The 25,261-nt window shown below is 47.6% G+C and carries 25 protein-coding genes; 11 read left to right on the plus strand and 14 right to left on the minus strand.

The genetic code is table 11. The features are described 5' to 3' along the window. Window positions 1-78: 78 nt before the first annotated feature. Entirely contained in the window at window positions 79-1,116 is a 1,038-nt protein-coding gene (locus tag DHAF_RS05760) for a YeiH family protein (protein ID WP_005813704.1), read from the minus strand. Window positions 1,117-1,247: 131 nt separating this feature from the next. Between DHAF_RS05760 and DHAF_RS05765 the strand changes: the two genes are divergently transcribed. The 5 genes from DHAF_RS05765 (at window position 1,248) to aroF (ending at window position 6,191) form a co-directional block, all read left to right on the plus strand. Next, window positions 1,248-2,159 (plus strand): LysR family transcriptional regulator, encoded by a 912-nt coding sequence (locus DHAF_RS05765; RefSeq protein WP_005813706.1) that lies wholly within the window; start codon window positions 1,248-1,250, stop codon window positions 2,157-2,159. A 128-nt stretch (window positions 2,160-2,287) separates the two neighbouring features. Beyond that, window positions 2,288-3,223 carry a cysteine synthase A gene (gene cysK / locus DHAF_RS05770; protein WP_015943233.1) on the plus strand — a complete coding sequence of 312 codons (936 nt, stop codon included), beginning with the start codon at window positions 2,288-2,290 and terminating at the stop codon, window positions 3,221-3,223. Window positions 3,224-3,531: 308 nt separating this feature from the next. Next, window positions 3,532-4,206 (plus strand): DedA family protein, encoded by a 675-nt coding sequence (locus DHAF_RS05775; protein ID WP_005813709.1) that lies wholly within the window; start codon window positions 3,532-3,534, stop codon window positions 4,204-4,206. Between the two features lie 97 nt (window positions 4,207-4,303). Next, window positions 4,304-5,194 (plus strand): hypothetical protein, encoded by an 891-nt coding sequence (locus DHAF_RS05780; RefSeq protein WP_148213281.1) that lies wholly within the window; start codon window positions 4,304-4,306, stop codon window positions 5,192-5,194. 37 nt (window positions 5,195-5,231) lie between these two features. Continuing rightward, window positions 5,232-6,191 (plus strand): 3-deoxy-7-phosphoheptulonate synthase, encoded by a 960-nt coding sequence (gene aroF / locus DHAF_RS05785; protein ID WP_018306370.1) that lies wholly within the window; start codon window positions 5,232-5,234, stop codon window positions 6,189-6,191. A gap of 101 nt (window positions 6,192-6,292) precedes the next feature. Here aroF and DHAF_RS05790 read toward each other — a convergent pair whose 3' ends face one another. Together DHAF_RS05790 and DHAF_RS05795 are read right to left on the minus strand one after the other, a co-directional pair. Further along, window positions 6,293-6,553: a hypothetical protein gene (locus tag DHAF_RS05790; protein WP_015943236.1), complete on the minus strand. Its 261-nt coding sequence runs from the start codon at window positions 6,551-6,553 to the stop codon at window positions 6,293-6,295. 25 nt (window positions 6,554-6,578) lie between these two features. Continuing rightward, window positions 6,579-7,832, minus strand: a complete 1,254-nt coding sequence (locus DHAF_RS05795; RefSeq protein ID WP_005813715.1) for a Y-family DNA polymerase — start codon at window positions 7,830-7,832, stop codon at window positions 6,579-6,581. A 333-nt stretch (window positions 7,833-8,165) separates the two neighbouring features. On the opposite strand from DHAF_RS05795, the gene DHAF_RS05800 reads away from it, so the two are divergent. Further along, window positions 8,166-9,599, plus strand: a complete 1,434-nt coding sequence (locus tag DHAF_RS05800) for an NAD(P)/FAD-dependent oxidoreductase (RefSeq protein ID WP_015943237.1) — start codon at window positions 8,166-8,168, stop codon at window positions 9,597-9,599. A gap of 105 nt (window positions 9,600-9,704) precedes the next feature. Here DHAF_RS05800 and putP read toward each other — a convergent pair whose 3' ends face one another. From putP to DHAF_RS05840, 8 genes are all read right to left on the minus strand, one after another. Further along, window positions 9,705-11,165: a sodium/proline symporter PutP gene (putP, locus tag DHAF_RS05805; protein ID WP_015943238.1), complete on the minus strand. Its 1,461-nt coding sequence runs from the start codon at window positions 11,163-11,165 to the stop codon at window positions 9,705-9,707. Window positions 11,166-11,407: 242 nt separating this feature from the next. After that, window positions 11,408-11,767 carry a monovalent cation/H(+) antiporter subunit G gene (gene mnhG / locus DHAF_RS05810; RefSeq protein ID WP_018306371.1) on the minus strand — a complete coding sequence of 120 codons (360 nt, stop codon included), beginning with the start codon at window positions 11,765-11,767 and terminating at the stop codon, window positions 11,408-11,410. Then, the gene (locus tag DHAF_RS05815; protein ID WP_005813722.1) at window positions 11,739-12,035 is read right to left on the minus strand and encodes a Na(+)/H(+) antiporter subunit F1; all 297 of its coding nucleotides are present in this window, start codon (window positions 12,033-12,035) and stop codon (window positions 11,739-11,741) included. The genes mnhG and DHAF_RS05815 overlap by 29 nt, the downstream gene beginning before the upstream one ends. Continuing rightward, window positions 12,032-12,505, minus strand: a complete 474-nt coding sequence (locus tag DHAF_RS05820) for a Na+/H+ antiporter subunit E (protein WP_005813725.1) — start codon at window positions 12,503-12,505, stop codon at window positions 12,032-12,034. The genes DHAF_RS05815 and DHAF_RS05820 overlap by 4 nt, the downstream gene beginning before the upstream one ends. A 35-nt stretch (window positions 12,506-12,540) precedes the next feature. Beyond that, window positions 12,541-14,028, minus strand: a complete 1,488-nt coding sequence (locus DHAF_RS05825; RefSeq protein ID WP_015943241.1) for a Na+/H+ antiporter subunit D — start codon at window positions 14,026-14,028, stop codon at window positions 12,541-12,543. Then, complete coding sequence (locus DHAF_RS05830; RefSeq protein ID WP_005813728.1) at window positions 14,021-14,359, minus strand: Na(+)/H(+) antiporter subunit C; 339 nt, start codon at window positions 14,357-14,359, stop codon at window positions 14,021-14,023. The genes DHAF_RS05825 and DHAF_RS05830 overlap by 8 nt, the downstream gene beginning before the upstream one ends. Then, a complete protein-coding gene (locus DHAF_RS05835) occupies window positions 14,360-14,785 on the minus strand; it encodes a Na(+)/H(+) antiporter subunit B (protein ID WP_005813730.1) in 426 nt (141 codons plus the stop codon). It lies immediately after the preceding gene. A gap of 1 nt (window position 14,786) precedes the next feature. Further along, window positions 14,787-17,159: a Na+/H+ antiporter subunit A gene (locus DHAF_RS05840; protein WP_015943243.1), complete on the minus strand. Its 2,373-nt coding sequence runs from the start codon at window positions 17,157-17,159 to the stop codon at window positions 14,787-14,789. Between the two features lie 127 nt (window positions 17,160-17,286). Between DHAF_RS05840 and DHAF_RS05845 the strand changes: the two genes are divergently transcribed. Continuing rightward, window positions 17,287-17,970 carry an adenine nucleotide alpha hydrolase family protein gene (locus DHAF_RS05845; protein ID WP_015943244.1) on the plus strand — a complete coding sequence of 228 codons (684 nt, stop codon included), beginning with the start codon at window positions 17,287-17,289 and terminating at the stop codon, window positions 17,968-17,970. A gap of 49 nt (window positions 17,971-18,019) precedes the next feature. Here DHAF_RS05845 and DHAF_RS05850 read toward each other — a convergent pair whose 3' ends face one another. Next, a complete protein-coding gene (locus tag DHAF_RS05850; protein WP_005813736.1) occupies window positions 18,020-18,583 on the minus strand; it encodes a tyrosine-type recombinase/integrase in 564 nt (187 codons plus the stop codon). A 169-nt stretch (window positions 18,584-18,752) separates the two neighbouring features. Here DHAF_RS05850 and cooS point away from each other — a divergent pair, with 169 nt between their 5' ends. The 4 genes from cooS to DHAF_RS05875 all read left to right on the plus strand — a co-directional run bounded on the left by cooS (window position 18,753) and on the right by DHAF_RS05875 (window position 24,169). Continuing rightward, entirely contained in the window at window positions 18,753-20,666 is a 1,914-nt protein-coding gene (cooS, locus tag DHAF_RS05855; RefSeq protein WP_005813738.1) for an anaerobic carbon-monoxide dehydrogenase catalytic subunit, read from the plus strand. A gap of 177 nt (window positions 20,667-20,843) precedes the next feature. After that, complete coding sequence (locus DHAF_RS05860) at window positions 20,844-21,563, plus strand: Crp/Fnr family transcriptional regulator (RefSeq protein ID WP_015943245.1); 720 nt, start codon at window positions 20,844-20,846, stop codon at window positions 21,561-21,563. Window positions 21,564-21,790: 227 nt separating this feature from the next. After that, window positions 21,791-22,489: an iron-sulfur cluster repair di-iron protein gene (gene ric / locus DHAF_RS05865; RefSeq protein WP_015943246.1), complete on the plus strand. Its 699-nt coding sequence runs from the start codon at window positions 21,791-21,793 to the stop codon at window positions 22,487-22,489. A gap of 444 nt (window positions 22,490-22,933) precedes the next feature. Next, window positions 22,934-24,169, plus strand: a complete 1,236-nt coding sequence (locus tag DHAF_RS05875; protein ID WP_018306374.1) for an MFS transporter — start codon at window positions 22,934-22,936, stop codon at window positions 24,167-24,169. Window positions 24,170-24,306: 137 nt separating this feature from the next. Here the strand turns inward: DHAF_RS05875 and DHAF_RS05880 are convergent, their stop codons facing one another. Next, window positions 24,307-24,612 carry an Rpn family recombination-promoting nuclease/putative transposase gene (locus DHAF_RS05880; protein WP_005813751.1) on the minus strand — a complete coding sequence of 102 codons (306 nt, stop codon included), beginning with the start codon at window positions 24,610-24,612 and terminating at the stop codon, window positions 24,307-24,309. Between the two features lie 110 nt (window positions 24,613-24,722). Continuing rightward, complete coding sequence (locus DHAF_RS25635; RefSeq protein ID WP_018306375.1) at window positions 24,723-25,163, minus strand: aminotransferase-like domain-containing protein; 441 nt, start codon at window positions 25,161-25,163, stop codon at window positions 24,723-24,725. Window positions 25,164-25,261: the final 98 nt, after the last annotated feature.

The following is a 25,261-nucleotide window of genomic DNA, read 5'->3' on the forward strand; positions in this document are numbered from 1 at the left end:
CCTGTGCAAATCTGTAATGGTAGATATACCCTTGCAGAGAGACACAGGGGCGTTCCTTATGAATTGGCAATGATGCTGTTAAAGTATCAGAGTGAAATAAGAAAAGGCGGAAACCAGGACAGAAGCGACGAGCATAGCGAGGAGGGGACGCAGGGCTCTGGAACGGAGGCTGGCTAAATGAACATTAAGTCCCAATCCGACCATGGCGGCAGCCATTAAAAAGGAGGAGAGGGTGGCAATGGCATTCAAGACTTCTGTGGGCAGAGGGAGATAGGTGCCAATGAGACTGGTTAAGATGAAGCCTAACAGAAACCAGGGAAAGGAGGCTCTCTGAGTCGAGTCCTCAGTTTCTTTGCTTTGGCGGCGCACCCACCAAAGCAGAACGAAACTTACAGGAATAAGGAGGAAGACTCTGGCCAATTTAGCCAGCAAGGAGGCGGTCAAGGCATCGGCTCCCACTGAATTGGCCGCCGCCGCCGCATGAGCAATCTCATGTAAGGTGATCCCGCTCCAGGTTCCGTATTGGAGGGCGGTTAAGCCTAGATAAGGATAAAGCAGGGTATAGGCAAGGGTAAAAAGAGTACCGATTAAGGCGATGATACCCACCCCGATGGCGGTATCCTCGTCCTTCGCTTTGAGGATAGGAGCAACTGCAGCAATGGCCGCCGCCCCGCAGATACCGGTCCCAATGCCCAGGAGCAGGGACAACTGCCGATCACCCTTAAGCCACTTAGACACCAAAAGGGTGGTAAAGACGGCGATGACAATGGTGAATACCCCCTGAAACAAAAGGGAGGGGCCTTGTTGCAGGACCAGATGGATATTGAGGCGAAAGCCATAAAGGATAATCGCAAAGCGCAAAATTTTCTGAGCGGTAAACTGGATGCCGGGGCGGCATTTTTCCGGATAGCCCAAAGTATTGCGATAAAGAACGGCTATAAAAATCGCACAAAGCATGGCGCCAATCTTGCTGATGCCGGGTAGGGTAGCTATTCCCGTGGCGAAGGCGGCAACTCCCATGGTGAAAAGCAGTCCCGGCAGGAAGGGAGCGATGGGGAATTTAGCTGAAGGAAAGTGTCTTTCTGTTCTTTCGACTGGATTATTTATGATGGCCATGATATCCTCCTAAGGTAAATATTAAAACCGATTAAAAACGTATCTCTACTTTAACCTTAGCAAGGAACTAAACGCAATCCCGATTTGTTATACTATACATAGCGAATGCTTATAAACAGGAGGTAGTCCCATTGATAATAGAAACCTTAGAAATTTTCAGGAAAGTAGCAGAAGAAAAAAGCTTTTCCAAAGCAGCCGAAGATCTCTTCCTTTCCCAACCGGCTGTCAGCTCACACATTCGCAATTTAGAGAATGAGTTTGGAACAAAGCTCATTTATCGTTCCTCAAAGCATGTTGATTTGACTCCGGCTGGAGAAATCCTCTATGAGCAGGCCTGCAGAATCATCAATCAATACCAGGAGGCCAAAGAAAAAATCAACCAGATTCAAAGCATTGTTTCCGGAAATCTCCGCATTGGGGCGAGCTTTACGATCGGGGAATATATTCTGCCGGAATTGGTCAGTCAAACGGCCAGAAGGTATCCCAATCTCAATATTAATGTCACCATCGGGAATACGGAAGAGATTGCTCAAGGATTAAGGCAGAACCGGTTGGATGTAGCTTTAGTCGAGGGTAAGATCACCGGTAAGGAGTTTATCCTGGAGCCTTTCATGGTGGATGAAATGGTTTTGATTGCTCTGCCAAGTCACCCCTTGGCAAAAATAAAAGGGGTCACCGCTCAGGATCTTGAGGATCAGGTTTGGATTCTACGGGAAACGGGTTCCGGAACCCGTGAGTTCAGTGATCGCTTTATCGAAACACTGAAGATTCCGGTCAAGCATTCTTATGGATTCAGCAGCAACACTGGGGTTAAGGCAGCGGTTCTGAGCGGACTGGGAATCGCTTTAGTATCAAAGCTGATTATTCAAAAAGAGATTAAGGCGGGAGAAATAGCCATTATACCCCTGGAAGAAAACTTGCCCCGCCTGTCACGGGAGTTCCTTATTGCGAGAGGCCAGCAAACTTATTTTACGAAAGCCTCGGAGGCTTTTCTGATGGAATTAAGCCATTACAGCCAGGATACTCATGAGAATGGTCTTTAGTTAAATTTCTATTGACAGCAGAGCAGGTAAAGGATTACAATAAAGACAACAAAACAAATAAGAATACTAGGAATAACGAGACGGTATAGGAAACAGCGCTTAATTTTATATTTAAGGAGGTTACCCACATGTCGAAAATCGCCAGAAGTTTAACTGACCTAATTGGCAATACCCCATTATTGGAACTGTCCAATTACAATAGGACCACTGAATTAGAGGCTAAGGTCATAGCAAAACTTGAATACTTTAACCCTCTTTCCAGCGTCAAAGACAGAATTGGCTACGCCATGATCAAAGACGCGGAAGAGAAAGGATTGCTGAACAAGGATACGGTCATTATTGAGCCCACCAGTGGCAATACAGGAATTGCCTTGGCTTTTGTATCCGCTGCCCGTGGCTATCGCTTGATTTTAACCATGCCTGAAACCATGAGCGTGGAAAGAAGGAACCTGCTCAAGGCTTTGGGAGCGGAGCTGGTGCTGACTCCAGGACCGGCCGGCATGAAAGGAGCTATTCAAAAAGCTGAGGAATTAGCTGCTGAATATAAGAATTCCTTTATACCACAGCAGTTCAACAATCCGGCTAACCCGGAAATTCATAGGCAAACCACCGCTGAAGAGATCTGGAGAGATACAGATGGAGAAGTGGATATCTTTGTGGCCGGAGTGGGCACCGGCGGAACGGTAACCGGTGTGGGTGAAGCCCTGAAGCAGAAGAAACCGGGGGTAAAAGTTATCGCGGTGGAACCGGCAGATTCACCGGTGCTGTCGGGAGGAACTCCCGGAGCTCATAAGATTCAGGGTATTGGTGCCGGATTTGTCCCCGGTGTCTATAGCTCAGAAGTCATCGATGAAATTTTCCAGGTCAAAAATGAGGAAGCTTTTGAGACCTCTCGAAAACTTTCGAAGACGGAAGGTCTGCTGGTTGGGATTTCCTCAGGTGCTGCGGCTTATGCGGCGACCCAAATCGCCAAGAGACCGGAAAATAAAGGAAAGAACATCGTCGTTCTACTCCCGGATACGGGGGAAAGATATCTCTCCACGGTCTTATTCCAAGAAGGTTGAGAAGGTGAAGGGGCTTTGCCAATTTCCTTCACATAATGTTAACATTTTGTTTACAGTTTCTTCACCTGTAGTTTAAGGTGTTGTGATAGTATACAAGTAACGACATTCTTCTCCTACCTTTTATATAGACAAGAGGTAACTCTTGTCAAAAGCTGAACCGTCTCTTCCAGGCGGTTTTTTCTTTTTATTAATCTTTTCTTAAATCTTAAGCAGTTTATTTGATTTTTTTTCTATAAAACGCTATGATAATTCGGAAGAGAGGACTAGCTGACAAATGGGTTTTCTATAAGATGGTAGGGGGTTAAACTTTGGAATTGCTGCAGACCGTGTTGGACTTTTTTATTCACTTGGATAGTCATATTGGTGAAATCATAGCTTCTTATGGAGTGTGGACATATCTCATTCTTTTTCTGATTATCTTTGCCGAAACAGGGTTGGTGGTGACCCCATTTCTGCCCGGAGATTCTTTGATCTTTGTGGTAGGTACTTTCGCAGCCAGCGGTGCCTTGGATGTGTGGATTTTGTTTTTCTTACTGCTGGCGGCTGCCGTCATCGGGGATACGGTGAATTATGAGGTCGGCCGTTTCCTGGGACCGAAAGTATTCTCCAAAGAAATGCGTTTCCTTAACCATGAGAATCTGATGAAGACCCAAAGGTTTTATGAAAAGCATGGGGGTAAGACCATTATCATTGCCCGCTTTCTGCCGATTATTCGCACCTTCGCCCCCTTTGTGGCAGGTGTCGGCACCATGAAATACCTGAGGTTCTTGGCGTATAATTTCGTAGGGGCTTTATTGTGGGTTACGGTAGCTCTTTGCGCAGGTTATTTCTTTGGCAATCTGCCTTTTGTAAAGGATAATTTTACCTTGGTGATCTTTGCGATCATTGGCATATCGGCTGTTCCCGCGGTTTATGCCTATATTAAGAATTGGCTGCAGGGGAGAAACCAGCGCAAAGTAAGCACGAATAATGAATCGAACTAAAAAAGGATTTTGCTGCTCTGAAATAGAAGAAGGAATTAACACTGGTTAATAGTGTTAATTCCTTTATTTTTTCCTGAGAATAAGATAAGAGGAGGGCATGATGATGAGCAGGGCGAAAACGGTACAATCCTTGGCTGTCATCACTTTGATTTTTCTGATGATCGCCGGTTCGATAGGGTTATCCTCGGGAATGACCAAAGAAGAGCTGGAGTATCGTCCCCTGACCTTGAGCGAGGTAACAAAGCTTTTTGCCCAAAAAGGGCTTAAGCTTGAAGCGGTGGCAAGAGAAGGATTTGAGGATACGGTGCTGCTGGGCATTGAACCTGAGATATTTCGCATCCGTGGCTCTGAGGATTTAGTATGGATCTACCCCTTTTCCTCCCATAGGGAACGGGAGCAGCTGGCCGGGCATTACTGGAGATTTAACGACGAAATGATGGCGGTGTTTTTGCCTCACAGCCAGCTTTTCCAGACCCTGGCGGCGAAGAATATGTTCATCGTGTACTGCCCTTTGCTGGACATAGAAAGCTTAAAGACGATGGGGCCGGACTATGCTTCCTATGTGCAACGCTCAAAAGCGATCAGGGAATTGGTGCTGAGAGACTTAAATGGCGGGAAGACGCTGGTTTTCCGGGGAGAGGGTCAATACTGGATGGTTGAGGTAGTGCTTGACTGCTTTGGCCAATTTTATAAAGATGATCAGGGTGTGCTGGGGTATGAGAGCTGGAGTGAAGGGAGTTCTGCAGCCAAATACAAGGGGAATCCTTCTCAAGTGGAATCCTTTAACTATAGCCTTGAAGGTAATTATGGCAGCATCAGTGGAACATGGCATACTCTAGGTCCCGATGGCTTTGCCAGGTTGGGCGGAGGGAGCGGTTTAGTGAGAAAGGCTGAAGACAGCTGTAGTTTCAGTATACAATGGAACGGTCGAAGAGAAACCTTTAACCTGGAGGTGGATCCTTTCGGAATGATACGGTTGCCTTATTAAAAGGAAACTTATTAAAAGGAGATAGCTTGGCGATACCTTGTATGGGCAATGGTTTGTGGGATATAATATAAAGAAATTTTTCTGCGCAGTGAGCGGTAAGACAGAAAGTCCACGGCTTTCATCTCAGGAAGAGGGCGCCGTGGACTATTATATCAGGGGGTTTGGAGTTATGAATTTGCCTTTAGTGGGGTTAAAGGATGAACGAAGTACGATCAGGATAGGGGATACGACTATCGGAGCCCGTGAGGTCGTGCTGATGGCCGGTCCTTGTGCCGTGGAATCCGGAGAACAGATGCGGGCCGCTGCCCAAGGGGTCAAAGCAGCCGGCGGCAAGATTTTAAGAGGGGGAGTCTATAAGCCCCGCACTTCCCCCTATAGCTTCCAGGGGTTAGGGGAAGAAGGAATAGACTATCTGAGGGAAGCTGCAGCGGAATATGGACTTCTTACTGTGACGGAGGTTATGGATGAACGCAGCCTGGATGTGCTGGTGGATAAAGTGGATATTCTGCAGGTAGGGTCCCGCAACATGCAAAACTTCCACCTTCTTAAGCTGCTGGGGGAGGTAAGAAACCCGGTGATTCTGAAGCGGGGCCTGGCGGCCACGGTGGAGGAATGGCTTGCGGCTGCAGAATATATCTTAGCCGGCGGGAATGCTCAGGTGATTCTTTGCGAGCGGGGGATTCGCACCTTTGAGCCCAGCACCCGCAATACCCTGGACCTCAGTGCGGTGAGCCTGGTGAAAGTGCTTTCCCATCTGCCGGTCATTGTGGATCCCAGCCATGCGGCTGGGAGGGTGGATATCATTCCTGCTTTAGCCAAGGCCGCTGTAGCGGTAGGAGCCGATGGGCTGCTGATCGAAGTCCATCCCCATCCTGAGGAAGCCCAAAGCGACGGGATGCAATCTCTGACTCCGGAGCAGTTTGCCCGACTCGCCGCAGAGCTCCGGCCCATCGCTCAAAGCGTCGGACGAAGTATGGCTCATTCTCCAAAGGCCTGATCCCATGCTGGAAAAGGAAGAAAAGATCCTGAAAATAAAATCATGAACCTTTAAGCAAGGGGGACTGAGAGCAGGTTAAGGGGGCTCATGGTCCTCCTTGCTCACATCTTATAGAGAAACCATTTGCATGTATGAAGTTCATACTTCAGCTCATAAATCTTAAGAAGCCCGTTGCTGATGCTTTGACAGCGAAAAATAAGCATGGGATTGCCGGCCAGTTTTTCTTCGGATTTGGAGATGATTTTGTCGACGGCAATGACGACAGGGCTATCTTCGAAGTAGGCCTTGAATTTAAGGGGCCGGGGCATGCCCTGATCATTGAAATGGGCGATCATCTCCAGGGGCTGCATCATAACCTTCACGAAAAGCACTCCCTCCTTTTTAGAGCTAAAGCAGGCTGGTCATGGCCGGATACTCCTCTTCAGCGATGACTCCCCCAGTCATGGATTTAAGGCCGGAGTGGAGATAAGAGGAGCGCATAATAGCCTGAGAGCCAAAGCGCTGGCGAATGATATCGACAGCCTGGTCCACTTTCCGATCCCGCTCGTAATCCTTAGTGAAAAAGGAAAACTGCAGGAAATCGTTTTGACAGAGCTCAGAGGCCCGGACTCCCAGATGTCTCAGGGGCTGACCTTTCCATAATTCGTCAAAGAGCTGGCAGGCAATCTCCCATAGCTCATTGGTACAGTCTGTAGCGTGGGAGAGTTTGCGTTGATGGGAATAGGAAAGGAATTCATGGGTTCGAAAGGAAATGGATATCAGCCGGGCAAAGTATTGATCATGCCTTAAGCGGGCGCTGACCGTTTCCACAAGGGAGAGAAGAACCAGGTGAGCCTCTCTGCGGTTTTTTACATCGAAGGATGTGGTGGTGGAATTGCCCATGCCTTTGACCGCTACCCGGCCGCCGGGGCGGACGGGGGAGTTTTCAATGCCGTGAGCATAATTCCAAATCAGCAGGCCGTGACTTTTCATGATCCCTTTCAAGAGGCGAGGGTCGGTGTGCGCCAGCTCTCCGATGGTTTTGATATTGCGGGAGAGGAGCTGGCGGGTGGTTGCCCTTCCGACCATGAAGAGTTCCCCCACGGGTAAGGGCCACATTTTCTCAGCAATCTCTTCAGGGAATAAGGTATGGACTTGGTCGGGTTTTTGGAGTTCGGAAGCCATCTTTGCCAACAGTTTATTGGTGGAAATACCGATATTTACGGTAAAGCCCAGCTCGTTCCTGATTCGCTCCTTGATTTTATAAGCGGTAGCCAGAGGGTCCCCAAAGAGAAGGTCCATGGCGGTGAAGTCCAGAAAATATTCGTCCACGGAAAACTGTTGGATTAGAGGGGAATAGTCTCTTAAAATAAGGCTTAGAGCCTCGCTGCACTGACGGAAGAGGAGATAATTAGGCCTGGCAATGATCAGGTCCGGACATTTGGCGAGGGCGGAGTATAAAGTCTCCCCGGTTTTAATAGCATATTCCTTAGCCGGGATCGACTTGGCCAGAACAATCCCGTGCCGGGTCAAGGGATCGCCGCCCACCACGGAAGGGATAGTCCTTAAATCCAGAGGATCTCCCTGCTGAAGGCGATAGACGGCTTCCCAGGAAAGGTAGGCCGAGTTAACATCAATATGAAAAATGATCGATTTGCTCAAGATCCAATCACCACCTATGTAGAAAAACCATATTCATAATGAAGCGCTCTTTGTGAATGGAGTGGGAGCCAGGGTCTGCGCTATCTATTATAATAGAATATATGTTCTGCATCAATAGAAACAAATATTCTATTATTGTCATAAAATCCCTTGAATACTAAATTCAAGGGAGCTATTTGGCAGTGGAGCAAAAAATCCAAACAAAAAGTCGATTTTTTAATAAAATGTTCGGATTTTAGACTTGAATTATTGAAGAGCATAAGGTATAGTTGTTAGGGTTTGGCTGCTGTTAAGTTTTGACTGCCGTTAAGTTTAACCGAGGAGGAATAAGCCTTGAAAAAGTATAATGTGATCATCGTTGGGGCAGGCCCCGCCGGAATTTTTGCCAGTTATGAATTAGCGACGCAAGCTCCTGAATCTGCTGTTCTTTTGATTGAAAAAGGACGGGATATCTATAAACGCAGTTGTCCTATTTTGAAAAAGACTCTTTCGAAATGTCCGCCCCCCAATAAGCAAAGAGAGTTCGCCAGCTGCACTCCTGCCTGCTCTATTACCAACGGTTTTGGCGGTGCGGGAGCCTATTCTGATGGGAAATTCAATATCACCACCGAGTTTGGCGGATGGCTCACCGAGTATTTGCCTCCTTCGGAGGTGTTGAGCCTCATTCACTATGTGGATCAGATTAACTTAAAGCATGGAGCGACCAGTTCACTGACCGATCCCAGCACTCCTACGGTAAAGGAGATTGAGAGAAAGGCCCTGGGAGCCGGCTTGAAGCTGCTCCGGGCCCAAGTCCGCCATCTGGGAACAGAATTAAACCTGGAAATCCTCAAGGATATTTATGAGTACCTCAAAGGAAAAATCGACATGGTGTTCGAAACGGAAGTCGCCGATATTATGACCGCTGAAGCGGAAGGACACCTGCAGGTTAAAGGCATCCGTACCAATAAGGGAGAGGAGTATTATGCTCCTAAAGTAGTCGTGGTTCCCGGACGGGATGGTTCGGAATGGTTCAAGGATGTCTTGAAGAAGTACAATCTGGAAATGAGCAGCAACCAGGTGGATGTGGGGGTTCGGGTAGAAACCCTGGATACCATCATGGAAGATATTAACGAGAATTTGTATGAAGGGAAATTTCTCTATCGGACCTCTGTAGGGACTACGGTGAGAAGCTTCTGCAGCAATCCTTCCGGCCATGTGGTTATTGAGAATCATACCGGGGTTATGCTGGCCAATGGCCATGCTTACCGAGATAAGAATCTGGGCAGCCATAATACCAATTTTGCCCTGCTGGTATCCCATAACTTCTCCTATCCTTTCAACAAGCCTACGGAGTATGCCAAGAACATTTCCCGGCTGGCTAATGATTTATCCAACGGCAGCGTGCTGCTGCAGACCTTTGGGGACATCATGAAGGGCCGCCGTTCCACAGAGAAGCGGGTCAAAGAAAGTTTTGTGGAGCCCACCCTCAAAGAAGCTGTACCTGGTAATTTAGGGTTGGTGCTTCCTTATTCCACCATGAAGAGCATCATTGAGATGATTGAGGCCCTGGATAAAGTGACGCCTGGTATAGCCTCTGAGCACACCTTGCTTTATGGCGTGGAAGCCAAGTTCTACTCTTCCCGTCCCAAGCTGAAAAATAACTTTGAGACGGAGATTGCAGGACTTTATGCCGGGGGAGACGGAGCGGGAATTACCCGGGGACTGGCTCAGGCCGAGGCCTGCGGAGTGAAAATCGCGCGCAATATCATTGAGGAAAACAGCTAAAGAATATTGATGCTCTTTCCTTGAGCAAGTCTGGGATGAAAGTTGAAAAAAGCGGCTGGTCACAATCCAATGTGACAGCCGCTTTTTCGGTTAATTTAAGCTCCCTTAGTTACCTTTTGTCTCAGCTGCAGATTTAGCAAACTCATCCAGGATCTCTTGGGAGGGCTCAGTGGTCAGCAGACTGACGATAATGATCGAAAGCAAGCCCATGATAAAGCCGGGGATCATTTCATAGACGGCGGCGAAGGTCGGGAACTGCTCCCAAAGGATTACGGTGGCAGAGCCCACGATCATACCGGCCAGAGCTCCCCATTTGTTCATCCGTTTCCAGTAGAGGCTGAGGAGAATAACGGGGCCGAAGGCGGAACCAAAGCCGGCCCAGGCGTAGCCTACCAGATTGAGGATGGTATCGTTTTGAGTCCAGGCCAGATAGGTGGCCAGTAGAGCAACGAGCAAAACACAGAGACGGCTGACGAAAACCAATTCCTTATCTTTGGCCTCACGGTGGAAGAGAATCCGGTAAATATCCTCGGTCAGGGAGCTGGAGGTCACCAGAAGCTGCGAAGAAATAGTGCTCATAATGGCGGCCAGAATAGCGGAGATCAGGAGCCCGGTGACGATGGGATGGAAGAGGATTTTTCCCAGCTCGATAAACACTGTCTCAGGATCGGCCAGAGTCAGGCCATGGGTGGCAAAGTAAGCGATTCCCAGGAGACCGGTAAGCATAGCCCCCACTTCGGAAAAGACCATCCAACTCATGCCGATACGGCGGGATTTTTTGATTTCGCTTACCGAAGAGATGGCCATAAAACGGACAATAATATGGGGCTGGCCGAAATAGCCTAAACCCCAGGCCAGAAGAGAGATGATACCGATGACACTGGTTCCGGTGAAGATATTCAAGAGTGCCGGATCAATGGTTTGAATGGTGGTGAAGGAAGAGCCGAGGCCGCCGCTGTGCCAGAGGGTGACCACCGGCACCATGGTTAAAGCGGTGACCATGATTAATCCCTGGACAAAGTCTGTAAAGCTGACCGCTAAGAATCCCCCGATCAGGGTATACCCCACGATGACCAGAAGAATCAGCCAAAGCCCCGTATGGTAACCGATGCCAAAGGTGGTATTAAAGAGGACGGCGCCGGAAACCAAACCGGAAGAAACATAGAAAGTAAAGAAAATGATAATAACAAGTGCGGAAACTAAACGGATCACATGGGAAGTATCACGAAAACGATGGCCAAGGAAAGAAGGGATGGTAATGGAATTGCTGGCGATTTCTGTGTAAGAACGCAGGCGGGGAGCTACATAGAGCCAGTTGAAATAAGCGCCGATGGTAAGTCCGACCACAATCCAGCCGGAACTGATTCCCGCAGCGAACATAGCCCCTGGCAGCCCCATCATGAGCCAGCCGCTCATATCCGAGGCACCGGCGCTTAAAGCTGTGACCGCAGGGCCCAGGGTTCGTCCTCCAATCATGTAATCGGATAGGTTTGTGGTTCTTTTGTAAGAATAATACCCGATGGCCAGCATCATGACCATATAGAAAATGACCGAAAAAGCAATCACTCCAACATCACTCTCCTCAATTTTAAAAATTTATCTATATAAAGAAACTATTATAGTACACATAATAATATCATAAGACCTTAAGATTTATAAGTAGGCAATGAATAAGTATACATAATTTTTTAATATTTTTTCAATTATTTCAACTGGAAAAAGAAAAGCAACCTTGGTCCCACTCAATTAATGTTTAAGTGGTCCGTGGTTGCCTTTCAGGTTTTGAACAAGACCTTCAGTGATAAAATTTAAGCTTTCTCCAGCACTTCTTTCAAATCGTCGCGAACGCTTGCCTTAGCCAAAGGGACCTGGGCACGATAGGCAGAGCGGCAGATCACATGGGAGGAAACGGGAGAGGTCAGAAACACAAAGAAAATGCCCAGGAATAATTTGATGCTGAAATAATCCTCCACAAATAAGAAAAAGAGGAAGGTTCCCAGCAGAACAAATAATACTCCTAAGGTAGAGCTTTTGGCGAGAGCATGGGCACGATTATAGACATCCGGGAGACGAATGAAGCCAATGGCACTGAGGAAGCCGAAGATGGTTCCCATTAAAATAATGATCCCGATACCTAACTCAATCAAAGTGCTGCCGTTCAATGACAATCCCCCTCTCGATAAAGCGTGCGAAAGCGATGGTTCCGATAAAGGACAGAATCCCGATCAATAAAATCACTTCAAAAAAAGCGGTGGTCCTGAGGAGCACGGAAAAAATGGCTACCGAGGCAATAATGTTAATGCCCAGCACATCCAGGGCTTGCACGCGGTCAGAGGCCGTGGGCCCTTTGAGGCAACGGTAAATCGTTATCAGGATGGAAAGGGTTGAGAAACATAAGGATAAAAATATAACCCAGAATAAGATTCCCTCGATCATGGTCGCGTCACCTTCTTAATAGCTTCTTCGAACTTTTCCTTAGAGCGGATCACCGCGTCACTGAGCTCGGGAATATCCATGGCGTGGATATAGAACAGCTTCTTATCCGGAGTGATCTCCATCACCACGGAGCCTGGGGTTAGAGTAAGGAGGAGTGCCAGAAGGGTGACTTCCATATCCGATTCCAGGCTGGTTGCGAAGGATATAATTCCCGGCTTAATATCGATCTGCGGTTTGATGATTTCCCGGAGCACCAGGATGCTGGAGGTGAAAAGCTCATAGATAAAGAGAAAAAAGAGCTGTATAACGGCGTGCAAGGTAAAAAGGTAGAATTTGCTGTCAAGAAAGCGCCGCAAAATGAAGAGGACCAATATACCAAATAAATACCCGCTGGCAAAGGTTAAGATGCTCCAATCATCCTGAAGAAACATCCATAAAACCCCGATAAATAAATTGATTAGCACCTGCATTGGCACTGGAAATCACCTCTTTTCTTCATGCGCACTTATGGGTATCTCTCCTGGAAAACGGCCTCAATATAGGTCTGAGGATCCAGCAACCCCGCTGCCGCTAAATCCACGACCCCGTGGAGACCTTCTGCTCCCAGGCCTAAGGCGATGGTACAGGCGGTAAGCAGGGCGATGGGAAGGAGCAGCCCTTTGGTGGTTCCTTTTTCCGTTTCCTCGGTAAAGTTTGTGTAGCCCCAGAAGACGTTCATGAACAGTTTTAACATGGAATACAAAACCATCAGACTGGTGAGCAGGCCGATGCCGCCGAGCCAGAAGTAACCGGCGCGAAAGGTTCCTTCCGTGACAAAGATTTTGCCGAGGAAGCCGCTCAAGGGGGGAATGCCGGATATGGATAAAGCGGCGACAAAGAACATCCAGCCCAATTGAGGGTGCAAGCGGATGAGTCCGCTCATATCCTTAAGCTTTCCCGTGCCGGTCAGATGAAGGATTGTTCCTCCCAAGAGGAAAAGGAGAGCCTTGACGATCATGTCATGAGCCAGATAATAGATGGAGCCCCGCAGGCCCGTTTCCGTGAAAGAGGCAAAGCCCGCCAGAATAAAGCCCACCCCAATCACCACATTATAGGTGAGGATGCTCTTGATATCCCCAAAAGCAACGGCCCCCATAGCCCCCAGCAGCATGGTCACGGCAGCGAGAACCCCGATGAGCAGATGGGTAACTTCGGGTTCATGGTAAAAAACCAGGGAGAATAAACGCATAATGGCGTAGATCCCCACTTTGGTCAATAAGGCAGCGAAGAGAGCGGCGATAGCTGTAGGGGGAGCGCTATAAGAACCGGGCAGCCAGAAGAAAAGGAAAAGACCGGCTTTCAGGCTGAAGACAATTAGAAACAAAAAGGCTACCGCGGTCATCAAGCCATCCTGTCCGATTTCCGCTACCCGTACAGACAAATGAGCTAAATTCAAGGTGCCGGTCAGGCGATAGAGAAAAGCCAGAGCAATCAGAAAGAGAAAAGAGGAGATCATATTGATCAGAATATAGGGAATGGACTCTTTAAGCTGCAGTTTGGTGCCCCCCAGGGTAATCAGTACATAGGAAGCAACCAGCATGACCTCGAAGCACACAAATAAGTTGAAAATATCCCCGGTCAGGAAGGAACCGTTGACCCCGGCGATCAAAAATTGGCTTAAGGGATAAAAATAATGCCGCTCCCGTTGGCTGCCGATGGAAGAGAAAGCATAAGAAACACAACAAAAGGTGACGATGGCGGTGACCAAGACCAGCAGAATCGCCACCATATCGGCCACGAAGCTGATGCCGAAGGGAGCTTCCCACCCCCCCAGCTGAAGGGTTTGGATTCCCGTTGCCTGGATTTGTCTCATGAGCACAAGGGACACAATTCCCACCAGGGTAGTTGTGAGGAGGCTCAGGAACCGGTGAAGGCGGATATGATTGCGCAGGATAACCATGATCATTCCGGCCATAACCGGCAGGACAAGGGGCAGGATTACTAAATTATTCATCATCACACCCCCTTAATGCTTCTGAATCATCGCTTCCCAACACGTTATAGGTACGATAGCTCAAGACTAAGAAGAGGGCTGTGGTGGCGAAGTTAATCACGATAGCCGTCAGCAAAAGGGCTTGGGGAAGGGGATCGGTGAAAAGACTCTCCTTCAGGCCCAGCAGCGGAGGACCGCCCTTTTTTAAGCCGCCCATGGTCAGGATCAGCAGATTGACCCCGTGTCCGATCAGAGAGGTTCCTAAAATAATGCGGAGCAGAGTTTTGGAGAGGATTAAGTAGGTTCCTATAGTAAATAAAATTCCGATCACGATTGCCATCAATGTTTCCATTTATCGATCATCACCTATACTCATAATAATGGTTAAAGACGTTCCAATAACGGCTAAGGCAACTCCCACATCGAACAACACGGCGGTGGCCATCTCGGTCTTTCCGAACAAAGGAAGATGGACATAACCAAAAGCCTGGGTCAAAAAGGGCTCTCCTATGAACATGCCCCGGGCTCCTGTCAAGACAGAAATCAACACGCCGACTCCGGCCAGGGCTTTAAAATCCACCGGGAAGTTTTGGCGGACTTTTTCGATTCCATAGACGAGAAAGAGGAGGACGATGGCCGCCACAAAGGCCAGCCCGCCGATAAAGCCGCCTCCTGGGTGGTGATGGCCGGAAACGAAAAGGTTGACGGCGAAGGTCAGAATAATGATCACGACGACTTTCGTGACCATCCGTAAAATGACATCATTAGGATCTTTCATGCTATTTCCCTCCCGCCATACGCAGTTTGATCAGTGTATAGACCCCTAAGCCGGCCATGGACAGGACCAAAATTTCCAACATGGTATCAAATCCCCGGAAATCCACGAGAATGGCATTGACGATATTTTTGGCTCCGGCCAGCTCATAAGCATTTTCGTAATAACCGGCAATGGATTCAGGGAGGGGATTGCCGTTAGCGGAGAGAGCAACCAAGGTCATAACCAGACCAACGGCCAGGGAAAGCAAACCATTGACCACTTTAGAGGGAAGGGGAGTGGTTTCTTTTTTCAACTTGGGCAAATGGTAAAAGCAAAGCAAAAATAAGACGGTGGTAATGGTCTCCACAACCAGTTGGGTGAGGGCTAAATCGGGAGCGCGGAAGAGGACAAAGAAAAAGACCACAAGAAAGCCCAAAGCTCCCACGGCAATAATGGCAGTCAGGCGTGTTTCAGCCAGGAGAACCGTGATGGCGCAAACCACCATGCCCGCCAGCAAGGCCAGCTCGTAGATGCTGAAAGCAGCGTCATGGGAAGGGTCAAAAGCGATCCCCTGGGCCAGGACCAGGGCTCCGCCCACCGCTACCACGATAAAGCTGAGGATATAGATAAGGTAGTCCCGAAGGGAGCCTGTCATATACCGTTTGGTCAGAGCCAGGGAAAGGGACTCCATGAGTTCCAGGGCAGTTTCATAGATATGGTTCAAGGTTAAGCTTTGGGGATAAGTGCGATAAAGCTTTACCCATTTTTTCAGGGTTTTGTAGAGAGTACCGCCGAGGACAATGACGCCCAGGGTCATCAGCAGTTCGGGAGTCACCCCATGCCAGGGGCTGACATGAACGGTTAAAAGATTTTCCCGGGCAAGGGAAGGCAGGACCGCCGCCCAGGCAGGGGCCAATACATAGTGGACCAGAACATTGGGGAAGAAAAAGAGGAGCACAACCAATGCCGCCAAGACCATGGGGGGGAGCAACATGCCCAGGGGGGCTTCGTGGGCTTGTTTCCCTGATTTGACCCGCGGCTGTCCCGTAAAGGTCTTAAAGACCATGATCAGGGAGTAGACAAAGGTCAGGACACTGGCGAGCCAGGCCACAACCGGAATGAGTACAGATATTTCCGAAGCATTCAATACGGCAGTAAAGAACAGCTCCTTGCTTAAAAAGCCGTTAAAAGGAGGCAACCCGGCCATGGATAAGCAGCCGATGAGAGCCAGGGTAAAGGAAATAGGCATGATATGCATTAATCCGCCTAATTTCCGAATATCCCGGGTCCCTGTTTCATGGTCGATAATCCCCACCACCATAAAGAGACAGCCTTTAAAGGTAGAATGATTAACCAAATGAAAGAGTCCCGTAAACACAGCGAGAGCATAGGCAGCCTGGGCATTCCCGGCCTCAGGGGCCAACCCGGCGGAGCCCAGTCCCAATAAGCTCATGATCAGACCCAACTGGCTGATGGTGGAGTAAGCCAATAAAGCTTTCAAATCGGTCTGCCTTATGGCGTTGAAAGAACCGTAGAACAAGGTCATAAGACCGATCCCTGTAACCAGCCAGAACCAGACTTCTCCCCCGCCGAAGATTGGAGTAAAGCGGGCTACCAGATAAATGCCTGCCTTCACCATGGTGGCCGAATGCAAATAGGCGCTCACCGGAGTGGGAGCTTCCATGGCGTCAGGGAGCCAGATGCTGAAGGGAAATTGAGCAGATTTGGTGAAGGCGCCGAGCAGGATCAAGACCATGACCGGAAGGAATAAGGTATGGGAGTGAATCCCGTCAAGACTATGGACCATTTCACGAATGCTGTAGGTATCGGTCATCATGGTCAGCAGGATGAATCCTGCCAGCATGGCCAAGCCGCCAAAAACCGTAATCAACAGTGATTTACGGGCACCGGAGCGGGACTTCTCCCGTTCGAACCAGTAGGCGATCAATAAAAAGGAAGAAATACTGGTCATTTCCCAAAAAACATAAAGGGCAAAAATATTGTCGGAAAGCACAACCCCCAGCATTGCTCCCATAAATAAGAGCAGATAGATATAGAAATTGTGCAAGGCTTCTTTATGCTTGGAAAGATAATAGATAGAATAGAGAATCACCAGAAATCCTACCCCACTGATGAGCAGGCCAAAGATCAGGGATAAACCATCTAGGAAAAGGGTGATATTAATATCATAGGCAGGAATCCAAGGAAGACTTAGGTCAATGATTCCTCCTGAAGATATAGTGGGAACTGTAGATAAAAGAATGCCAAAAATCAGCAAGGGAATCCAAACGACGAACCAGCCTGTATGTATTTGGGGAGTGAATCGCTTATGTAGGACCGGAACCAGGAAAGCAAACAGAAAGGGTATCCCTAAAATAGGATAAAGCCAAACCATCTATCCTCCTCCTTTTCTTTTATGTTCTTATAGTGGTTGACTGAAAAGGGTTCATGAGCTATAGTCATATTTAAGTTAATCAGTGAGAGGAAAAATGCTCCTGTCGCTGGATTCTGAGGTGGGACAAATGTTTAAAAAGAAAAAACATATGGACGAAGGGCTCCTGGTTTGTATTTATTATGGCCCTAACGGTGAGCGACTCATACGACGTGGCAGCAAGATTGCGAAAATGTTTGATTGCCCGCTCTATATATTGACCGTGGATGCCAAACCTTTTGATGAGTTGGATGCGGATAAATCCATGTATATCACCAAGTGGAAAAAACTGGCCAAGGAAGTTGAGGCAGACGGTTTTATTCTCAAGGATAATGAGCAGCGTCCCGTCTACAAGGTAATCGCCGAAACAGCCCGGGAAAAGAGAGCCACCCAGATTATCATGGGTCAAACCGTTCAAAGCCGCTGGGAGCAGATTACCAAGGAATCTATTGTCAATTTGCTTTTAAAGGAAATCCCTTTCGTGGACCTTCACATCATCTCGGTAGCCCGCTATATTAAAGATCCGGACTGCAACTATGAAAAGGGTATCCGGGCTTATCTTATGAAGGAAGGAGAAAACTTCCGGCTGGTCTTTAAACACAGCAAAGAAATCGTCTATGAAGGTATCTTCTTTAAAGAATTCGGCACCGACTTTAATAACGGGATTTTCAAGCTCATTAAAGATGGTGAAACCTTACAGGTCCAGGTCATTGAAGATATGGTTACCGAATTGACCAATGTGGATATGGAACCCAATGAGAATAATGAAAACTGACCCCTGGTATACGCTCCACTGGCAACAGTGGAGTTTTTGCTTTTCAACGTTACAAATTGACATTGACTTTGATGAAGCGGGTTTCTTCTTTATTGATACCGATATACTTTAAGGTTTCCGAAGGAGAATGATGGTGAAAGGCTTTCATCAAGATGGAAACTGCGACACCGGCTCGGAAAGCATGATAGCCGAAGGTTTTTCTTAAAGTATGAGTGCCGATCTTCCCGGGAATACCCACCTGCCGTGCGGCATGATTAATGATGCGATAAGCTTGCTGACGGGTAATGGGCAGGTTGTCTTTTTTGGATTTAAAGAGATAATCGCTTCCGTTCAAACGGGCCAGGGCTAAGTATTTCAATAACTCTTCCTGAATCCGGTTATTAATGTAGTAGGCTTTTTCTTCGCCGCTTTTTCCATCCTGAATCAGCAAGAACTCTTTAATCCGGCCATCCTCCCACACGTCGCTGAGCTTGAGAGCCAGTAAGTCGCTGATTCTCAATCCGGTATTAATACCGAAAACGAAAAGTAAAAGATCCCGTTGGGAGTGATTGCTCAATATTTTTTTAATCGCATTAATACTCTCCACATCTTTAATGGGATCGACGTACTCCACAGGTTATGCCCCCCTGAATGTAACATAATCATATTCTAACAAAAATTGAGTAACATTACAAACCAATATTGGCTCCCATACATAGGAAAAGGGGAAATGGAGCAAACTCTTTGTTGAAGGTTATAGAGGATGAAGCAAGGCATCATCCCATCGATAAGGAGTGAAATTAATGAGTGAAACGGTTCTGGAGAAGACCGAAGGCCGGGTGAGTTATCACGATTCTGTAGAGGAGATGCTGGTCAGAATTCGTGAAGACGGGATGTCCAACGTCTTTGACCGCTATCAAGCCCAGGAAAAAATCCGCTGTAAATTTTGCCTGCAGGGTTTAACTTGCCAGCAATGTTCCCAAGGTCCTTGCCGAATCAATGAAAAAGGGGAACAAGATCGGGGCGTTTGCGGTATTGGTCCTGATGCTATGGCGATGCGCAAGCTGCTCCTGCAGAACATTATGGGAGCAGGTACATACAGCCACCATGCTTATGAAGCTTTTCGCACCCTGAAAGCTACCGGGGAGGGCAAAACCCCCTTTAAGATCAAGGAGCCGGAGAAACTCCAATGGATGTGTGAAAAACTGGGGATTGACACTGATCAGGATATGAATAAGATGGCCATTCAATTAGCCGATCTATTGGAGCATCAGCAGCAGATCGGAGTGGAAGAGAAGAACCTGATGGTGGAAGCCTTTGCGCCGAAGAAACGGAAACAGGTCTGGCGGGATTTAAATATTTACCCTGCCGGAACCGTTCATGAGGAGCAAAACTGTGTGGCCAGCTGCCTCACCAATGTGGACGGCAACTATGCCTCCCTGGCCTTGAAGGCTCTGCGCTTAGGTCTGGCGACGATTTATAACTCACAAATCGGGCTGGAGATGGTCCAGGATATTCTCTTTGGCACCCCTCAGCCTCATGAAGTGGATGTAGACTTAGGGATCATGTGCCCGGAACATGTCAACATCGTCTTTAATGGACATCAACCCTGGATCGGGGCGGCTATGATTGAAAGAGCCCGCTCCTCGGATGTGCAGGAAAAGGCCAGGGCAGCGGGCGCCAAAGGCCTGCGTGTGGTAGGCTCCATCGAGACCGGACAGGAGCTCCTGCAGCGCTTCGAGATGGATGATGTGTTTGTAGGTTTGATGGGCAACTGGCTGGCCATTGAGCCGCTGCTGGCTACCGGGACAGTGGATGTCCTGGCTATGGAAGAAAACTGCTCCCCTCCGGCCATCGATATGTATGCTGAGAAATATCAGGCCACTCTGGTCTCCATCAGCACCATCATCGACATCCCCGGCTTGCAGCATAAATTTCCTTATGATCCTTCGGAAACGGATAAAATCGTGGAGGCTTTGATTGAGTTAGCTATCGATAATTTCAAGAAAAGAAAAGGCAAAGTCACTCCCAAGGTTCCTCAGTATAAGGCAAAAGCCATTGCCGGCTTCTCGACGGAAGCTGTCCTGGGCGCCTTGGGGAATAAGCTGGACCCTTTGGTGGAAGTGATCGCTGCCGGCAAGATCAAAGGAGTGGTGGCTCTGGCCAACTGTTCCACCTTAAGGAATGGTCCCCAGGATTGGAATACGGTTAACCTGACGAAACAGCTGATCAAGAAAGATATCCTGGTCGTGGCCGGCGGGTGCGGGAATCACGCCCTGGAAGTAGCCGGGCTTTGCAATTTGGACGCCATTAAGGAAGCCGGTTCTGGGCTGCAGGAGATTTGCTCCGCTTTAAAAATTCCTCCGGTGCTGAGCTTTGGCACCTGTACCGATACGGGACGCATCAGCATGCTGGTTACCGCTCTGGCGGATCATCTGGATGTGGATATCCCCCAGCTCCCAATCGCTGTCACAGCTCCGGAATGGATGGAGCAAAAAGCGACTATCGACGGTGTCTTTGCCGTGGCTTATGGAGCCTATACTCATCTCTCCCCCACCCCCTTTATCACGGGTGCCCCTCAGCTTGTTAAGCTTCTGACCGAGGATGTGGAAGGACTGACCGGCGGCAAAGTGGCGGTAGGGGATGATCCTGTGGAAGTAGCTAATGCTATCGAGGCCCATATCGTGGCGAAACGAAAAGGGCTGGGTTTGCATTAAGAAGAGTTCAGAGACGCCGGCCAATAGGCCGGCGCTTCTTTTGGGCATGGAAATCAGCAAGGGAAGGTTCCAATGCTTGAGCGGCAGTAAAGGAGAATCACATAACTTTCGCGAATAATTAAAACATACTGAGGAATTATAGCATTGAATCTAAATATGGAATTAAGGAGCATATCCATGAAATCTTGTACTGCCTGCCATAGCTGTGGATGCCATTCCGAAGGGCAATTCTGCGCCGCTAAGGCTCCGATATTTGCCATGCTTGCTGATGAACAGCTGGCGGTGATCAGCGGCTTGATCACAAGGCGACGTTATAAAAAGGGCCAGGTCCTTTTCTTCGAAGGGGATGTGTCAGATAAGTTCTACATCATCAATCACGGAAAAATCAAGACCTTTAAACATACCAGAGAGGGTAAGGAACAAATCCTCTATATTCTTAGTGAAGGGGATTTTATCGGCGATCTGAGCCTTCTCAAGAAGAGCGCTTTTCCATATAATGCCGAAGCCTTGGAGGATGTCGGTGTCTGCACTCTGTCCAAAGATGATCTGGATAGGATCTTAAAAGAAAATCCGGAGATTTGTTTAAAAATCCTGGAGAGTGTCCATGATCGGCTTGTCAATCTTGAGAACTTGGTTCAGACCTTGAGCACCAAGGATGTGGAGGCCAGAATCGCCGGCTTGTTATTCAATTTTTCGAAGAATTTTGGGGAACATAAGGACGGCAAAGTCATGCTCAATATAGCTTTGACCCGGGAGGAGATGGCCAATTTTATCGGAGTGACCCGGGAGACCATGAGCCGTAAGCTATCCGGGATGCAAGATGAAGGCATCCTGGAACTGGTCGGCAATAAACGCATTATCATCAACCGTCTCCAAGATTTAGAAGCAATGATGTAATAATGATTTAATATAGAGGGTAATATAGGGTACAAAAAATTTTCAAGCAGTGCTGTGATTCCAAGGGGAAGGGCGGCGCTTTTTTGTTGCTTTTTTACTTTTGATTTAAATCAAGATTAGATTTGACTGCAATCACAGCGTCGAAAACTCTGGCAAGATATGATATGAACATAAGATAAGTCAATTGATTCAGAGGGCTGAGAGAAGAGATGAAGGAGGAGTTTACCATGACGCAATTCAATGCTGGTCAAAAAATTGGCGATATTGTCACCAAGTTTCCCAAGGCGGCAGATATCTTTAAGGAATATCGTATTGACTTCTGCTGCGGAGGAGAGCGGATTCTCAGGGAGGTTCTGCAGAGGGAAGGTCATAATGAAACAGAGATTTTAGGGCGAATTAATGACCTCTATGCAGAGCTCAAAAACATCAGGGACACGGAACAGGATTGGAGTCAAGAAGAGTCCGGTCCCTTAAGTGACTACGTGGTTAACACCCATCATGCCTATCTTAATGCAGAGCTTCCCAGAATAAGTAAATTGATCACCATGATTTTAAGGGTTCATGGGGAGAGCCATCCGGAACTTAAAGGGGTGCATCGTTTGTTTCATCATTTAAAGCTGGAGCTGGAACAGCACCTTATTAAAGAAGAAGCAATCGAGTTCCCCTTGATGAAGGAGCAGGAGACAAAACCTTCGGCAAATATTCAAAAAGAAATCCGCCGTATCATCCAGGAACTCAAGGCGGAGCATGATGGGGCTGGAGACATTCTCAAAGAGTTAAGAACGATTACCAATGATTTTGCGGTGCCGGCGGATGCCTGCAATTCCTACAGAATCACCTATCAAAAGTTGGCGGAGTTGGAAAGCGATATTTTCCAGCATGTTCATCTCGAAAATAATATTCTGTTTCCCAGATATCTAGGTTAATCTTACGAGCAAAATGCTTCCTTAAAGGGTAAAGTGATGAAAGCTGCGCCCCGGGGGAAGCATTTTGCTTATAAAATTGTTGACAGGGGATTCGGCAAATTGTATACTGGATACAGTTTTCGATGCATGGAAAACTTTACTATTGGCGAGGTCAGAAAGGAGGCCGTGATTATGACTATGTTGCTCATCCAAGCTGATGTTTATGGTGTAAATCCTGTAACTTCATCCGCGGCCTGGGATTATCCTATTTGACCATTGCTTCTTACAAATAAGGGAAATGGACTATAGGGTCACGGGCTATTATGTCCGTGACTTTGCTTTTTTGTTTTATTAATGTATTTAATTAATGTAATTCAGCAAGCCACGGTATCCTCGAGCAGGAGGAGTCCGTGGCTTTATTTATTTGACGGAAGAGAGAGAACGAAGATGTCAGTATTACGAACGATGCTTAATCCTTACCGAGGTATGCCCAAAGAAATCTATGTCATTTTTATTGCCCGGATTATCAATGCTATCGGGGCTTTTGTAGCCCCCCTCATGACCATCATTATGACGCAAAGCATCGGCTTAGCTGAGGGAAAGGCGGGGTTTTATCTCAGTCTCTCCGGGGGAATCAGCCTTATGGCCGCTCTTTGCGGAGGAAAGCTTGTGGATCGCTTTGGAAGAAAAAGAGTTATTCTCCTATTTTCAGGTTCAGCTGTGTTGGTCTTTTTTCGGATCGGGTTTATGGAGCCTTCTTTGACGATGATTCATCTGATCATCTTGGCAGGTGCCTTAAATTCGACCACAAAACCTGCTTACGATTCATTGATTGCCGACCTGACGACTCCGGCCAATCGGAGCGGAGCTTATGCCTTGTCTTATATGGGCTGGAACATTGGCTTCGCCATTGGACCTGTTTTGGGGGGATTTCTTTATCGGCACCATCTGCCCTGGGTCTTTATAGGGGAAGGTCTGGCGATTTTTATGTCTCTGGTCCTGATCGCCGCCTTTATTAAGGAGACCTTGGAGAAGGCCCATGAAGAGATTCAGGATGAAGAACGCTATCTGGAGCGCAGGGTGGAAGGCTCCATCTTTAAGGTGATTAGGCTGCGGCCTTTGCTCATTTGCTTTGCCCTGATCGTATTTGGTTATAATTTCACCTATTCCCAATGGTCTTTTATGCTGCCCATGCAGGTCATGAAGAATTATCCAGTCATAGGATCCCAATATTTTGGATTTTTGGCGGCCTTTAATGGTCTGATTGTGATCATCTTTACCCCGATTATCACGCGATTGGCCGGGCATCTGCCCTACCTTCACCGGGGGATCATGGGCGGAATTCTTTATGCCGTGGGCTTCGGCATGATTGGGGTGCTGAACTCTCTGGAATGGTTATTCCTGTGGGCGTTTATCTTTACCCTTGGCGAGATCATGATGGCGATTACGGTAGTTCCTTTTACTGTGGATAACACTCCCGCCTCCCACAGAGGGAGGATGATTTCGACCATGGCCATTATTGAGGATTCAGGGTATACCTTAGGCCCTCTGGGAATGGGAATCGCCTTGAGCTATATCAGTATGGAAACGGGATGGCTGGCCTTGGGTGCTTCGACTCTGATCTTCACCTTATTAATGAAAGGATTGGAACATCGGGAAAAAACCATAGCCGGGAAGACAGCGAAGGTTATGGCAAAGTAAAAAGCGCTGACGCACTGAACAAGGAATAGGGGTTCACAGATCAAAAATTCGGCCGTTTTGGATTGACTCATCTAGCTGAGTCGATCTCAAAACGGCCGAATTTTCATTTAGTCCAAGCTTGAGAGAGAAAAAGTAAATTAGTGCAACTTACGGATTTCTTCTTCGGTTAGACCTGTAGCTTTAACAATATCAGATAAAGGCAGTTTCATTTCTAATAATTTCAATGCTATTTCATTGTTTGCCTGAGCCTTACCCTCCGCGATACCTTTAGTTATACCCTCGGCGATACCTTCTTCCTTAGCGCCCTCAATGGCGGAGACATGATCCAGCAAGGCCTTCTCACGCATTTCATACAGATAGCGTTCTTTGTCTTGTTTTAAAAAGATTTCTTCAGCAGTTAGTGCTTTGCGAATAGCTGGTTCACTCATGGCGATTTCCTCCATTTCCTGTGGATTGGTAATAGTATACCAGATATTCTCAAAAAAGCTAGATTAGGCCCCAGGGGAGGGATGACCGAGAGGATGCCAAAACCATCTTGGGGCCTGGCCGGCCGTTATAGAGTTTTGGCAAGAAAATGATGAAGCACAGATACGTTTTCTTGAATTTGTTCATGGCTTAAATGACCATATCCAACAAGAAGTTTATCTGTATGGCTATCTTTTATAGAGCAGTAACGCATTACAGGAGATATCCTTATGCCTGCATTTCTGCATTCATGCATAAACGTATCTTCAAACTTCCTCCCCGGAAACTGGAGTGCTGCATGAAGGCCGGAGGCATCTCCCCAGGGTTGTACAGAACTGCCAAATACAGCCGCAATGGAACTTAACAGCACGTTTCTTTTTTTACCGTATATTCGCCTGGTATTGAAGCGGAGTACATCGAAAAAAACCTTAGAAAGCTGGAAAAAGCCATTAGGGATATTGCGCCCTCTTCTAAAACAGAGTTGTTGCAGGTTTTTGATAAAATTCGCGATAACGAAATTTAAACCCACATAGGCCGGCGCTTTTTTTCAAAATATAGTCAGGGTTAATGGAACATTTTGCCATGGAATTCATATAGTGTATTAAGGATGTTCTGAATTTGACCATT

It is taken from the genome of Desulfitobacterium hafniense DCB-2 (assembly GCF_000021925.1).
GTDB lineage: Bacteria > Bacillota > Desulfitobacteriia > Desulfitobacteriales > Desulfitobacteriaceae > Desulfitobacterium > Desulfitobacterium hafniense.

Bases quoted from the DNA above. Each gene is read 5' to 3' on its own strand.
- DHAF_RS05825 (WP_015943241.1), bottom strand. From the start codon at position 14,028: ATGAATAATTTAGTAATCCTGCCCCTTGTCCTGCCGGTTATGGCCGGA.
- DHAF_RS05780 (WP_148213281.1), top strand. From the start codon at position 4,304: ATGATGATGAGCAGGGCGAAAACGGTACAATCCTTGGCTGTCATCACT.
- DHAF_RS05845 (WP_015943244.1), top strand. From the start codon at position 17,287: ATGTTTAAAAAGAAAAAACATATGGACGAAGGGCTCCTGGTTTGTATT.
- DHAF_RS05875 (WP_018306374.1), top strand. From the start codon at position 22,934: ATGCTTAATCCTTACCGAGGTATGCCCAAAGAAATCTATGTCATTTTT.
- DHAF_RS05840 (WP_015943243.1), bottom strand. From the start codon at position 17,159: ATGGTTTGGCTTTATCCTATTTTAGGGATACCCTTTCTGTTTGCTTTC.
- DHAF_RS05820 (WP_005813725.1), bottom strand. From the start codon at position 12,505: ATGCAGGTGCTAATCAATTTATTTATCGGGGTTTTATGGATGTTTCTT.
- DHAF_RS05835 (WP_005813730.1), bottom strand. From the start codon at position 14,785: ATGAAAGATCCTAATGATGTCATTTTACGGATGGTCACGAAAGTCGTC.
- DHAF_RS05880 (WP_005813751.1), bottom strand. From the start codon at position 24,612: ATGGAGGAAATCGCCATGAGTGAACCAGCTATTCGCAAAGCACTAACT.
- DHAF_RS05860 (WP_015943245.1), top strand. From the start codon at position 20,844: ATGAAATCTTGTACTGCCTGCCATAGCTGTGGATGCCATTCCGAAGGG.
- DHAF_RS05815 (WP_005813722.1), bottom strand. From the start codon at position 12,035: ATGATCGAGGGAATCTTATTCTGGGTTATATTTTTATCCTTATGTTTC.
- ric (WP_015943246.1), top strand. From the start codon at position 21,791: ATGACGCAATTCAATGCTGGTCAAAAAATTGGCGATATTGTCACCAAG.
- DHAF_RS05830 (WP_005813728.1), bottom strand. From the start codon at position 14,359: ATGGAAACATTGATGGCAATCGTGATCGGAATTTTATTTACTATAGGA.
- cooS (WP_005813738.1), top strand. From the start codon at position 18,753: ATGAGTGAAACGGTTCTGGAGAAGACCGAAGGCCGGGTGAGTTATCAC.
- cysK (WP_015943233.1), top strand. From the start codon at position 2,288: ATGTCGAAAATCGCCAGAAGTTTAACTGACCTAATTGGCAATACCCCA.
- DHAF_RS05760 (WP_005813704.1), bottom strand. From the start codon at position 1,116: ATGGCCATCATAAATAATCCAGTCGAAAGAACAGAAAGACACTTTCCT.